The organism is Acuticoccus sediminis (assembly GCF_003258595.1).
Lineage (GTDB): Bacteria > Pseudomonadota > Alphaproteobacteria > Rhizobiales > Amorphaceae > Acuticoccus > Acuticoccus sediminis.
The window spans coordinates 1,381,734-1,395,280 of sequence record NZ_QHHQ01000002.1 but is presented as its reverse complement, the minus strand read 5'-3'; the positions used below and the strand labels follow the sequence as shown (position 1 = coordinate 1,395,280).

The following is a 13,547-nucleotide window of genomic DNA, read 5'->3' as shown; positions in this document are numbered from 1 at the left end:
GATGGACATCGCCCCCACACCCTCGGACGAGATCGACCCGATCACCCTCGAAGTGGTCCGCAACAAGCTCGACGGCATCGCCAACGAGATGGAATGGACGCTGCTGACCAGTTCCTTCTCGCCCATCGTCAAGGAAGGCATGGACGCCTCGGCGAGCCTCTTCACGGTGGACGGCACGACGCTGTCGCAGGCCTCGGCGATCCCGGCGCACCTGACGATGCTGATCCCGTGCGTCGAGAACATGCTGAAGGAGTTTCCCCTCGCCACCATGCGCGAGGGCGACCTCTACTGCATGAACGACCCCTACGCCGGCGGCACCCATATCCCGGATATCGCCGTCCTGATGCCGGTGTTCCACAACGGCCGTCCGATCGCGCTGTCCGCGGCGATGACGCACCATCAGGACATCGGCGGCTCCGCGCCCGGTTCGATCCCCACCAACGCGACGGAGCTCTACCAGGAGGGCCTCGTCATCCCGGCCCTGCCGCTCGTCCAGGGCGGAAAGTACAACGAGACGCTCATCAAGATGATGCGCCTCAACACGCGGATCCCGGACACGCTGATCGGCGACCTCAACGCACAGATCGCCGCCTGCCGCGTCGGCGCAAAGCGCATGACCGCACTGGCCGACACCACCGGGGCCAACGAGCTGTCGGCGATCTTCGACACGCTGCTCAACCGTTCGGAGGCGCTGACGCGCGCCGCCCTCAGGACGCTGCCGCCCGGCACCTATCACTCGGTCGACTACCTCGACAACGACGGCGTCGAACTCGACAAGCGCGTCCGCGTCGAGGTGGCGGTGACCATCGGCGACGGCACGCTCCACGTCGACTTCACCGGCACCAGCCCGCAGGTGCGCGGGCCCTTCAACGTGGTGCCGTCGGGCTCGATGGCCGCCGTCAACTACGCGGTGCGGGCGCTGACCGACGCGACGATCCCCACCAACGGCGGCTGCTTCCGCCCGGTGACGATGAACCTGCCGGAAGGATCGCTCGTGAACCCGCGCCATCCGGCGCCGGTGAACGCGCGCAGCGCGGTGATCAAGCTGATCGCCAACAACATCATCCACGCCCTGGCGGAGGCCGTTCCGGATCGCGTCACGGCCTTCAACGCCAACCAGCACATCCTGATGTTCGGCGGTATCGACGCGGGCGGCAAACCCTTCGTCGTCGGCGAGGGCGTCTGCGGCGGAACCGGGGCCCACTCTCATGGCGACGGCCTCGATTCCTTCGACAGCGACACCACCAACGGCATGAACCTGCCGGTGGAGGCCATCGAGATGGACTTCCCGCTGCTGATGCGGCGCTCTGAGCTGCGGCGCGACTCGGGTGGTCCCGGCCAGTACCGCGGCGGCCTCGGCCTCCTGCGCGAGTACGTTGCGCTGCAGGACGACATCACGTTCACGCACCGCGCGGAGCATCACTATTCCGACCCGCGCGGGATCGCCGGGGGCGGCAACGCGATGCGGGCACGCACGATCATCACCCGTGCCGACGGCCGGGAGGAGATCGTCCCCTCCAAGACGGTCACGCGGCTCAACACGGGCGACGCGGTCCTCATCCAGACGCCGGGCGGCGGCGGGTGGGGGCCGGTGGCACGGCGCGACCCGGCGGCGCTCGCCCGCGACGTCGACGACCGCAAGGTGAGCGCGGATGCGGCCGCGCAGGACTGGGCGCCGGCCTGAAGCTGCCGCCGCGCCTCGCACCCAAGACCCTCGAGACCCAAGACGCACGAAGCCCCGCGACGCCTGTCGCCCCTCACCGGAGATTCCGATGAAATTGAACCGACGCACATTCATCGCCGGCACCGCCGCGAGCGCCGCGCTGACGGCGATGCCCTTCTCCAAACTCCGCGCGCAGGACGGCGGCACGCTGACGATCGCCCACGGCTACGACCCCCGGTCGCTGTGGCCGAACGACTTCACCGCGCAGGAGATGCTGAACGCGGCCAACGCGATCACCGAGTCGCTGTGCTGGGGCGATCCGGAAACCGGCAAGGTTGTGCCGATCCTGCTGGAGAGCTTCGAGCAGACCGAGCCGACCAAGGTCGTCATGAAGGTGCGTCCGGGCATCACCTTCACCAACGGCGAGCCGCTCGACGCCGACGCGGTCGTCAACTCGCTGACGGTGTTCGCCGACATCAACCAGGCGCCGGCCTACGGCTTCTTCGGCAAGTCCATCGACACCATCGCCAAGGTCGACGACATGACCGTGGAGATGACCACCAAGGAGCCGTATCCGGCGATGGGCCTTCTGCTGGCGCAGGTCTACGTGACGCCGCCGAAGTACTGGACCGAGGTGGGCGTCGACGGCTTCCGCACCCAGCCGATCGGCACCGGCCCCTACAAGCTTGTCGAATGGGTACGCGACAACAAGCTCGTGATGGAGCCGAACGCCGACTACTGGGGCGGCGCGCCCGAAGGTGTGACGCAGCTCGTGTGGCGCCCGGTGCCGAACGACATGGCGCGCGCAGCCGGCCTTCAGGCGGGCGAGTTCGACATCGCGACGAACCTGCCGATCGCGGCCGTCGGCATGCTGAAGGGGGCGGGCATCGAGATCATCGCCGTGCCGAGCTTCCGCATCTACATGCTGACGCTGTCGATGCTGCCGGAGGAGGACACCCCCCTTCACGACAAGCGCGTGCGCCAGGCGCTCAACTACGCGGTCGACAAGCAGGCGATCGTCGACGCCCTCTTCGCCGGTGAGGCGAAGGTGCTGAACGGCCAGCTCCTGCGCCCGGCCCAGGTCGGCTACAACCCGGACCTCTCGGACTATCCCTACGACCCGGAGAAGGCCAAGGCGCTGCTCGCGGAGGCCGGCTATCCGGACGGGTTCGAGATCCAGTTCAAGTTCCCCTCCGGCCGCTACGCCCAGGATCGCGAAGTCGCGGAGGCGGTCTCCGGCATGCTGTCCGAGGTGGGCGTGACGACGAACATGGTTGCGCTCGAGGCAGGCGAGTTCCTGGCCCAGCTCGACGCCAAGAAGCTCGGCCCCCTCGCGATGCTGGGCACCGCTCCGGCGGACGATCCGGACGCCATGTTCGCCCAGTTCCGCTCCGACTGGCGCTATTCGTACACCCAGAGCCCCGAGCTCGACGCGCTGATCGACGCCGGCGCCAGCGAGATCGACCCGGAGAAGCGCGGCGAGACCTACGCCAAGCTGAGCCAGCTGATGTTCGACGAGGCGTTCGTCCTCTACCTCTACCAAGGCGCCGACTTCTACGGCACGTCGCAGCAGGTGAAGGGCTTCGCTCCGCGCGGCGACCAGCGCTACCTGCTCGCCGATATCGACCTCGCCTGATCGGAGCCCGGCACCGTCGACGGTCCGGTCGGGCGCCCCCCGGCCGGACCCGGTCGAGCCCTGCAGAATCCGACGGGGTGGCGCGCAAGCGTCCCGTCCGCAGGCGTTCACAATTCCGGCACAGTTGGTTCAAATAGTGGAACGTTCAACGGAGGCATCGATGTGCTATATGCGTGAATTCCGCATTTTCGTTGCCGTCTACGAGGAACGATCCTTCTCCGCCGCCGCCAAGCGGGAGAACGCCACCCAGTCGGCGATCTCCCAGCGGATCCGCAAGCTGGAGGAGGTGCTCGCCGTGCGCCTCTTCAACCGCACCAGCCAGCGCGTCGAGCCGACGCCCGCCGGGACGACGTACTACGAGTACGCCATCCAGCTCCTCGACAAGTACAACGAGGCCAACGTCGCCCTGCAGCGCTATCGCGGGGTCGAGGGGATCGTGAACGTCGGGATCCCGCCCTGGATGTCACGTCACGTCGTGCCCAACATCCTCAGCCGCTTCATGGACGAGCACCCGAACGTCGTCGTCAACGTCACCGACGGCAACAGCGTGCTGTTGTGCGAGATGGTCAGCCGCGGGGAGCTGTCCCTGGCGGTGATCGCCGCCTCGGACCTTCGCGAGGAGGACAAGACCCTCGCCGTCTCCGAGGGTGTCCTCGTCTCGCGCGGGCCGGGGCGACCCTGGGGCGTCGGGCGCATCCAGCGCGATCCGGCCGACCTCGCGGGCATCCGGCTGATCGTCCCGAAGCGCGGCCAGCCCTACCGCACGGTGGTCGATTCCTTCCTGGAGCTGCACGCCGTCCGGCCGAAGCAGGTGCTGGAGCTCGATTCCGTGTTCGGCACGCTGGGCCTCGTCGCCAAGGGGGACTGGCACACGATCCTGCCCGCCTTCGTCCTCGCCGCCGATCCCGACCAGGAACTCTACAACGTCCAGACGCTGATGGAGCCGCCGCACTTCCGCCTGTCCTGCGTCACCTCCGCGAACGGGGACACCGCAGCCTGCCGTTCGTTCATGCGCATGCTCGAGGGCGAGCTGTCGCGCATCACCCTCAACGCTCTGCCTCTGTCGCGCCCCCTCCTCTCCATCTGACGGGGGAGCGCTGGCGGGGACCACCCCGAAGGACCCACAATGGACACCCAAGCGCCCTCAGCGCTCAGTTCGATCGACCTGCAGATCCAGTGGAGCCGACTGATCTCCATCATGGACGAAGCCGACATCGCGATGCTGCAGTCGGCCTTCTCCACGATCGTCAGCGACTCGCGCGACTACGCGGTGATCCTTCTCGACAGCCAGGCGCGCTCCATCGCCCAGGCCCAGGTCTGCGTGCCTGCGTTCACGACGTCGCTCCCGGTGGCCGCCCGGACGATGCTCGCCGAATATCCGCCGGAGACCCTTTCGCCCGGCGACGTCCTCATCACCAACGACCCGTGGATCTGCCACGGCCACCTGCCGGACTTCTACGTCATCATTCCGCTGTTCCATGACGGGGAGATCGTCGCCTACTACGCCGCTGCCGCGCACATGTCCGACATCGGCGGCCGGCTCGACGAGCTGATCGCCCGCGACGTGTTCGAGGAAGGGCTGCGTGTTCCGCCGAGCAAGCTCTACGAGGCGGGCGTCCCCAACCGGCAGCTCTTCCGCATCATCGAGAGCAACGTGCGCCATCCGCGCCTTGTGCTCGGCGACGTCGGCGCCATGGTGGGCGCCGGCAAGGTCGTGGCCGACCGCTGCGCCGAGTTCATCGCGGACTACGGCCCCCGTGCCATCGACATGGTGGGCGCGGAGATCCTCACCCGCTCCGAGGCGGCGATGCGCAAGGCGATCGCCGACCTGCCGGACGGCGTCTACCGCAAGACGGTCGACGCGGACGGCTTCCACGAGCCTGTGACCATCGCCCTGAAGCTCACCATCGCGGGCGACACGCTGGAGATGGACTTCGAGGGGTCGAGCCCCCAGCGCGAGGGCGCGTCCATCAACTGCGTCTACAACGTCACCCACGCGCACTCGATCTTCGCGCTGAAGTGCGCGCTGGCGCCCGAGCTTCCCAACAACGAGGGGCTCTATTCGCCGATCTCCACCGTCGCGCCGCTCGGCTCCGTCCTCAACGCTCGCTTTCCCGCTCCGGTGAAGGCGCGCTCCATGACGAGCTTCCACCTCCACACCGCGATCTTCGGGGCGATGGTCGACATCATCCCCGATCAGGTCCAGGCCGCCGCCGGCTCGTTCTGGGTGATGGCCTGCACCGGCACGGACGACGAGGGCGAATCCTTCGCCATCCACGTCCTGCCGAACGGCGGCACCGGCGCGGTCTCCTACGCCGACGGACAGCCGACCATGTCCTACCCGGGGCAGGGGACGATCACCCCCGCCGAGATCATCGAGAACCGGGGGCCGATGCTCGTCACCGAGCGGTCGCTGCGCGCCGACTCCGGCGGCGCCGGACGCCGGCGCGGCGGCCTCGGGCAGACGATCCGCCTCACCACCCTCGGCAGCGCATCCGCCCGCGTCACCCTGCGGGCGGACAAGGTCACCCACCCGCCGACCGGGCTGAAGGGCGGCGGCCTCGGCGGCGCGGGCCGGGTGGAGCTCGACGGCAGGGAATTCCCGCTCGACCCGTTCATCCTCAAGCCGGGGCAGGAGCTGGCGCTGCACCTGCCCGGCGGCGGCGGCTTCGGCGATCCCGCCGACCGCGACCGCGACGCGCTGAAGCGTGACGTCGACCTCGGCTTCGTCTCCGAGACCGAAGCCAGCCGCACCTACGGAGGGTTCTGAGGATGGCCGACATGCCTCACGCCGCGCCCGACTGGCGCCTCGGTTTCGACATCGGTGGAACCTTCACCGACATCGTCCTCGTCGAGTCCGGAACCGGTGAGACACACCTCGGCAAGAGCCTGACGACGCCACAGGACCCGAGCGTCGGTGTCGCCAACGGTGTCGCGCCGCTCTTCCAGCGGCTCGGCATGGGCGGGTCGGAGGTCTCTGTCGCGATCCACGCCACGACGCTGATCACCAACGCGCTGATCGAGCGCAAGGGCGCCCGGACGGCGCTCCTCGCCACGCAGGGGTTCCGCGACACGATCGAGATGGCGACCGAGCTGCGCTACGACAACTACGCCATATCCCTCGCGATGCCCGAGCCGCTGGTCTCGCGCCGGCTGCGCTTCGACGTGCCCGAGCGGCTCGACCGGGACGGCAATGTCCTCGTCCCGCTGGACGAGGCGAAGGTGCGCGAGATCGCCGGAACCCTGAAGGCGGAAGGCGTCGAGACGGTCGCGATCGTCTTCCTTCACTCTTTCCGCAACGCCGCGCACGAGGAGCGCGCGGCGGAGATCGTCCGCGAGGTTTGCCCGGATATCCTCGTCAGCCTGTCGAGCCACGTCTCGCCGGAGATCCGCGAGTACGAGCGCTCGGTCACCACCTGCGCCAACGCCTTCGTCCAGCCGCTCACCCCGCGCTACATCGACAAGGCGCTGCAGGGGCTCGCCTCGTCCGGCTACGCCAACCCGCTCTACGTGATGGTCTCGTCCGGCGGCATCGCCAGCGCGGAGGTGGCCAAGGACCTCCCGATCCGCCTGCTGGAATCGGGCCCGACGGCCGGCGTGATGGCGGCGATCTACTACGGCAAGGCGCTCGGCATCGGCGATCTCGTCACCTTCGACATGGGCGGCACGACCGCCAAGATCGGCCTCGTGTCCGACTACAGGGCGCAGAAGTCGAACGTCTTCGAAGTCGGGCGCGTGTCCCGCTTCCAGAAGGGGAGCGGCCTCCCGGTGCGCATCCCGATGGTGGAGCTGATCGAGATCGGTGCCGGCGGCGGGTCCATCGCCAAGGTCAACACGGTCGGCCTGCTCGACGTCGGTCCCGACAGCGCTGGCGCGGTGCCGGGCCCCGCCTGCTACGGTCGCGGCGGCACCCGGCCGACGGTGACGGACGCCAACGTCGTGCTCGGCTACCTCAACCCTGACTATTTCCTCGGCGGAGAGATGCAGCTCGACGCCGCGGCGGCCCGGGACGCGATCGCCACCCTGTCCGCCCCGCTCGGCGAGAGCGTGGAGGCGTGCGCGCGGGGGATCGCCTCGATCGTCAACCAGAACATGCTGGCGGCGAGCAAGATCCACATCGCCGAGCGCGGCGCCGACCCGCGCAAGCTCTACCTCTTCGCCTTCGGCGGCGCCGGGCCGGCCCATGCCTACGAGCTCGCCCGCTCGCTGCACATGAAGGGCGTCATCGTGCCGCCGGGCGCCGGGGCCACGTCGGCGATGGGCCTCGTCACGGCGCCGGTGTCGTTCGACTTCGCGCGCTCCTTCATGGTGCGGCTCGACCGGGCCGCGCCGGACGAGCTCACCGCCGTCTTCGCGCAGATGGAGGCGGAGGGGGCCGAGACGATGGCCCAGGCCGGCGTCCCCGCCGGGGACATCGTCGTCGAGCGCACCATGGACCTGCGCCACGCGGGGCAGGGCTATCAGGTCAACGTCGCCATGCCCGACGGGCCCATCGACCGGGCCATGCTGGACACCATGGGGCCGCGCTTCTACGCGGCCCACGAGGAGCGCTTCGGCCACGCCCATACGATGATCCCGGCGGAGCTGGTGACCTGCCGCGTCACCGTCTCCGGCCGTGTCGCCTCCATTCCGGTGCCCGACATCGCCGCCTCGACGGACGAGGCGGCGCCGGTGAAGGCCTGGCGGATGGTCTACTTCCCCGAACTCGGCACCGAGGTCGAGACGCCCGTCTACGAGCGCAGCCAGCTCCGCCACGGGCACCGGATCCCCGGCGCGGCGGTCTTCGAGGAGCGCGAATGCACCATCGTCGCCGGCCCGTCCGCGACGACCACGATCGACCGCTACGGCAGCGTCCGGATGGATCTGACGGCAGACGGCTCCGCATGACGGAGCGCGCCGCGGCGGAAGGAGGCCGGCCATGCTGAACTACCTCGCCCGCCGGATCGGACTAACGGTGATCTCGCTGGCCGGAGTGCTCCTCATCTCGTTCGTGCTGACGCGCATGAGCGGCGATCCGACGAGCCTCCTCCTGCCGGTGGACGCCACGGACGAGGCCCGGGCGGCGCTGCGCGCACGGCTCGGCCTCGACCAGCCCTACGTGACGCAGTTCATCCGCTACGTGGGCGACGCGATGACCGGCGACTTCGGCAACTCGCTGCGCTTCTCCGAACCCGTCACCAAACTCCTGATGGAGCGCCTTGGAGCGACGTTCGAACTCGCCATCGCGACGATCCTCCTGGCGCTGGTCATCGGCATCCCGTCAGGGATCCTCGCGGCCTATTGGCAGCGCACGCCGGTCGACTCCGGCCTGCAGTCGGTGGCCGCGTTCGCCCAGGCAGTGCCGACCTTCTACTGGGGCATCCTCGGCATCCTCCTCTTCTCGGTGTGGCTCGGCTGGCTGCCGACGGGGGGGCGCGGAAGCTGGCTCCACCTCGTCCTGCCGGCGGTGACGCTCGCCTCCACCATCATCGCGCTCATCATGCGCATCATGCGCTCGTGCATGCTGGACGTCCTGAGGCAGGACTATATCCGCACCGCCCGCGCCAAGGGCGTTCCGGAATACCTCGTCGTCATCAAGCACGCCGGGCGCAACGCGATCATCCCGCTGGTGACCGTGGTGGCGCTGCAGTGCGGCGTCCTGATCGGCGGCGTCGTCGTCACCGAGACGGTGTTCTCCTGGCCCGGCATCGGTCGCCTCGCGATCCAGGCGATCTACGCGCGCGACTACCCGGTCGTGCAGATCGTGGTGATCTTCTTCGCCGTCGTCTTCGTCATCCTGAACCTCGTCGCCGACATCCTGTCCGCCGTTCTCGACCCGAGGATCCGCCTGTCATGAGCGATGCGACCGTCGCCTCCGCCGTCGCGATGCCCCGGCGCGCGTCCGCCCTCCTGCGCGAATTGAGGCGCCCGACGGTGCTGGTGAGCCTGACGTTCCTGGCGCTGCTCGTGGCGTGCGCGCTGGTGCCGGGCCTGATCGCGCCGGCCGACCCCTACAAGCAGAGTCTGATCCACCGCTTCGCCAAGCCCCTGTTCCTCACCGACCGGGCGTCCGGCTATCTGCTCGGCGGCGATCAGGTCGGGCGCGACATCCTCTCGCGGATGATCTACGGCGCGCGCATGACGCTCCTCATCAGCCTCGGCGCGGTGGCGATCGCGGGGAGCCTCGGCACGCTGCTGGGCGTCGTCGCCGGCTACTTCGGCGGCTGGATCGACAGCATCGTCCTGCGCCTCATCGACATGCTCCTCGCCTTCCCGATCATCCTCCTCGTGATCGCGCTGGTGACCGTCGTCGGCTCGTCCGTCCCCTCGCTGATCCTCATCATGGGTCTCGCGTCATGGCCCCAGTTCGCGCGGATCACCCGGTCGTCCGTGCTCCAGGTGAAGATGCTCGACTACATCGAGTCGGCGCGGGCGATCGGCTCCTCGAGCCGGCGCATCCTGCTGGCGCACGTCGTGCCCAACATCCTGTCGGCGCTCATCGTCTTCACGACCTTCGAGATCTCGCGAATGATCCTGATCGAGGCGACGCTGAGCTTCCTCGGCATCGGCGTGCAGCCGCCGGCCCCGACCTGGGGCGGGATGATCTCGGAAGGGCAGCAGTACCTCTACATGTCCTGGTACGCGTCGTTCTTCCCCGGCATCGCCATCGCCACCACGATCCTGATGTTCAACACCCTGGGCGATGCGCTGCGCGACGCGCTGGACCCGCGCATGAGCACGTGAGGGGACCGGGCACCTGAGCGGGCCGGCCCGTCGTCACTGCGACGATTTCCGGACGCGGGTGACACCGGCGGCCGAGTGATCGTCCTCGCCGCCGGACCGCCGTCGTGCCCGGCGACTACCCGACGTGGACGCCCAGAAGCTCGTGCATGAGCGTGGTGTTGCCGCTGAGGTCCGCCGGCGTCCCCTCGTAGACCACGTGGCCGTTGTTGAGACCGTAGACCCGATCGGAGAAGCTCAGCGCGGCGGCGACGTTCTGCTCGACGATCACCACCGTCCGCTTCTCCGCCACCAGCCGCCGCGTCACGTCGACGAGGTCGCGCACGATCAGCGGGGCGAGCCCCTCGAACGGCTCGTCGAGCAGGATGATACGGGCGTCGCGGATCAGGGCGCGGGCGATGGACAGCATCTGCTGCTCGCCGCCCGACAGGGTCCGCCCGCTGGATTTGCGCCGCTCCCTGAGGCGCGGGAACACGTCGTAGATCTTGTCCAGCGACCAGGCGTCCTTCGCCGTCAGCGCGGCGACGCGCAGGTTCTCCTCCACCGTGAGCCCGCCGAACACGGCGCGCTCCTCCGGGACCAGCTGGACGCCGAGCCCGGCGATCCTGGCCGGCGCCATTCCCTGGATCGGCTTGCCGCGCAGCCGGATCTCGCCGCTCGCGGGGGCGAGGACGCCCATCAGGGTGAGGAGCGTCGTCGTCTTTCCCGCGCCGTTGCGGCCGAGGAGGGCGACCACCTCGTTCTCCTCCACCCGCAGCGAGACGTCGAACAGGATGTGGCTGTCGCCGTAGAGCGTGTTGATGCGGTCGACTTCAAGCAGGCTCATCGGCGTGCAGCCCTCCGAGATAGGCGTCGTGGACGGCGGGGTCGCGGCGGATCACCTCCGGCGAGGCGTCGGCGAGGAGCCGGCCCTCGTAGAGCACCGTGATGTGCTGGGCGAGGCCGAACATCGCGTCGAGATCGTGCTCGACGATGACGAGGGTGCGCGACTGGGCGATGTCCTTGATCAGCGCCCGCGCGTCGAGACGCTCGGCCGGGCTCATGCCGGCGAGAGGCTCGTCGAGCAGCAGCACGTTCGGGCTCGTGGCGAGGGCCATGCCGATCTCGAGGCGGCGCTTCTCGCCATAGGCCATCACGTGCGCCTCCTTCTCCGCGTTCTCGGTGAGCGCGAGCGTGGCGAGGAGGCGCTCGACCTGCTCCTCCACGTCCGGGAAGCTCGCCGCCGGGCGCAGCATGTCGAGCCGCAACGCGCCGCGCCGCCGGGCGAGCGCGGCGATGCGCAGGTTCTGCCGCACGGTGAGGTTCAGGAAGAGCTGGTTGAGCTGGTTGCTCTTGGCGACGCCGAGCTGGGCGACCCGGCTGGGCCCGAGGCCCGAGATCGGCTTGCCGAACAGCCGCACCTCGCCGTGCGAGGGCCGCACCTCGTCGAGCAGCATCTTGAAGAGCGTCGACTTGCCGGCGCCGTTCGGACCGATCACCCCGTGGATGGTACCCTTGCGGATCTTGAACGAGACGTCGTCCACCGCCTTCAGCCCGCCATAGTGCCGCGAGAGGCCGACCGCCTCGAGCGCCACCTCGCCGGAGGCGCCCTCGGGGCTGGCGAGGGGAAGGGCGAGGGCGGGCGCAGCGGCGGGCCGGCCGGTGGCGGGCCGTTCCGGCGCGGCCTTCGCCGCGCGTGCCGCGCGGCGGCGCTGCACGAGGTAGACGATCTCGCCGCAGATGCCGCGCCGCAGGCCGATGACCAGCGCGATGAAGACGATGCCGAGGATCAGCTTCCAGGCCGCGCCGATCCCCTCGATGAGCTGCAGGTTGTCGCGCAGCCACAGCCACAGCGTCGATCCGACCACCGGGCCGATCAGCGTCCCCGCGCCGCCGATGATCGTCTGGATGACGAGCTGGCCGGAGGTTTCGAGCGAGAAGGCGTCCGGCGGCATGTAGCTCTGGAACGAGCCGAGCATCGCTCCGGCGAGACCGGCATACAGCGCGGCGACGACGAACACGGTGATCTTGTAGGCGCGCACGTCGTGGCCGAGCATGGCGACGCGCGGCGTGTTCTCCTTGATGGCCCGCAGCACGGCGCCCACCGGGGAGCGCGCGATCCGCCGCGCGATGACGAAGCCGACGAAGAACACAACCGCGAGGAGGATGTACATCGGCCATCCGGCGGTGATCGCGATGGCGGACTCGCCGAAGCCGATGCGCGGCACCGGCACGCCCGCGATCCCGTTCTCGCCGCCGGTGTAGTCCGACAGGGGCGAGTTCTCCATGAAGTACGCCATCTGCCCGAAGGCGAGGGTGATCATGGTGAAGTAGATCCCGACCCGCCGAACCGCGAGCCAGCCGACCAGCAGCGCGAAGACACCCGCGGCGAGGGTGCCGATCAGGAAGGCGAGCCACACGCTCCCCACCGAGCCCGAAACCAGGAGGTAGGCGGCGACGAAGCCGCCGGTGCCGTAGAACGCCGCCTGCCCGAAGGACAGGAGCCCCGTCAGGCCGAACAGGAGGTCGAAGCCGAGCCCGAAGAGGCCCCAGTTGAGGACGCGCGACAGCAGGTCGACCGAGAAGCCGAGCGGCGGCAGCACGACCGGCGCGAGGATCAGGACGGCGAGCAGAGCGATCTCGGGCCAGGCGGCACGAAGGGGCTTCGTCACGCCCGCCCCTCCGAACCGAACAGTCCCTGCGGCCGCAGCACGAGCAGGAGCGCCATCAGCGCGTAGAGCATCACCTCGGAATAGGCGGAGTTGAACGCGCTGGTAAGGCTGATGATCTGCCCGGCGAGGATCCCGCCGACGACGGCCCCGGGGAACGAGCCGAGCCCGCCGAGGACGATCACAACGAACGACTGGACCATGAAGTTGGCCCCCATGTCCGGCGTCACCGCGACGACGGGGGCGTAGAGCATGCCGGCGAGGCCGACCGCCGTGACGCCCAGCGCGAAGACCAGGAAGAACACCGGGCGAAGGTCGATCCCGAGGATGCCGACCATCTTCGGGTTCTCGATCCCGGCGCGCACCACGAGGCCGACCGAGGTGCGGTAGAGCACCAGGTAGAGGACGAGCAGCAGCGCCGCGATGATGAAGATGAGTTCGAGCCGGTAGGTCGGATAGATCAGGAAGCCGAGCCGCGAGGCGCCCTCGCCCCACCACGGCACCGGCACGCGTTGCGCGTTTCCGCCGAAGACCACCCGGATGGTCTCCACCAGCACGATGCCGATCCCGTAGGTGACGAGGATCTGGTCCTCGTGCGGGCGATTGTAGAACAGGCGGATGATGCCGCGCTCGAGGACGATGCCGAGCACCATCATGACGGCGCAGCCCGACAGGATGATGAGCAGGAAGGAATCGGTATAGCCCGCCGCGACGAACGCGGCGTAGGCGCCCACGGTGAAGAGGGCGCCGTGGGCGAAGTTGAGGACGCCGAGCGTGCCCAGGATGATGGTGAGGCCGCTGCTGACGAGCGCCAGCAGCGTGCCGAGGGCCAGGCCGTTGAAGGCCTGGGACAGAAGGATCGGCCAGCTCGGCATCACGG

Annotated in this window: 10 protein-coding genes; 7 read left to right on the top strand and 3 right to left on the bottom strand. The window is 69.1% G+C overall.

The features are described from left to right. Position 1: 1 nt before the first annotated feature. The 7 genes from DLJ53_RS14165 to DLJ53_RS14135 all read left to right on the top strand — a co-directional run bounded on the left by DLJ53_RS14165 (position 2) and on the right by DLJ53_RS14135 (position 10,022). Positions 2-1,684 (top strand): hydantoinase B/oxoprolinase family protein, encoded by a 1,683-nt coding sequence (locus tag DLJ53_RS14165; RefSeq protein WP_111346125.1) that lies wholly within the window; start codon positions 2-4, stop codon positions 1,682-1,684. Positions 1,685-1,772: 88 nt separating this feature from the next. Further along, entirely contained in the window at positions 1,773-3,299 is a 1,527-nt protein-coding gene (locus DLJ53_RS14160) for an ABC transporter substrate-binding protein (RefSeq protein ID WP_162409189.1), read from the top strand. Positions 3,300-3,468: 169 nt separating this feature from the next. Next, positions 3,469-4,386 (top strand): LysR family transcriptional regulator, encoded by a 918-nt coding sequence (locus DLJ53_RS14155; protein WP_162409187.1) that lies wholly within the window; start codon positions 3,469-3,471, stop codon positions 4,384-4,386. A 39-nt stretch (positions 4,387-4,425) separates the two neighbouring features. Further along, entirely contained in the window at positions 4,426-6,069 is a 1,644-nt protein-coding gene (locus tag DLJ53_RS14150; RefSeq protein WP_111346120.1) for a hydantoinase B/oxoprolinase family protein, read from the top strand. Positions 6,070-6,071: 2 nt separating this feature from the next. Then, complete coding sequence (locus DLJ53_RS14145) at positions 6,072-8,186, top strand: hydantoinase/oxoprolinase family protein (RefSeq protein WP_111346119.1); 2,115 nt, start codon at positions 6,072-6,074, stop codon at positions 8,184-8,186. Positions 8,187-8,217: 31 nt separating this feature from the next. After that, positions 8,218-9,135, top strand: coding sequence for an ABC transporter permease (locus DLJ53_RS14140; protein ID WP_111346117.1), 918 nt, complete (start codon positions 8,218-8,220; stop codon positions 9,133-9,135). Beyond that, positions 9,132-10,022, top strand: a complete 891-nt coding sequence (locus DLJ53_RS14135; RefSeq protein ID WP_111346115.1) for an ABC transporter permease — start codon at positions 9,132-9,134, stop codon at positions 10,020-10,022. The genes DLJ53_RS14140 and DLJ53_RS14135 overlap by 4 nt, the downstream gene beginning before the upstream one ends. A gap of 115 nt (positions 10,023-10,137) precedes the next feature. Here the strand turns inward: DLJ53_RS14135 and DLJ53_RS14130 are convergent, their stop codons facing one another. Genes DLJ53_RS14130 through DLJ53_RS14120 form a run of 3 tightly spaced genes read right to left on the bottom strand, consistent with a single transcriptional unit; the run spans position 10,138 to position 13,542 of the window. After that, positions 10,138-10,845: an ABC transporter ATP-binding protein gene (locus tag DLJ53_RS14130; protein ID WP_111346113.1), complete on the bottom strand. Its 708-nt coding sequence runs from the start codon at positions 10,843-10,845 to the stop codon at positions 10,138-10,140. Then, the gene (locus tag DLJ53_RS14125) at positions 10,832-12,670 is read right to left on the bottom strand and encodes a branched-chain amino acid ABC transporter ATP-binding protein/permease (RefSeq protein ID WP_111346112.1); all 1,839 of its coding nucleotides are present in this window, start codon (positions 12,668-12,670) and stop codon (positions 10,832-10,834) included. Before DLJ53_RS14125 ends, DLJ53_RS14130 begins: the two co-directional genes overlap by 14 nt. Further along, complete coding sequence (locus DLJ53_RS14120; RefSeq protein ID WP_111346110.1) at positions 12,667-13,542, bottom strand: branched-chain amino acid ABC transporter permease; 876 nt, start codon at positions 13,540-13,542, stop codon at positions 12,667-12,669. Before DLJ53_RS14120 ends, DLJ53_RS14125 begins: the two co-directional genes overlap by 4 nt. Positions 13,543-13,547: the final 5 nt, after the last annotated feature.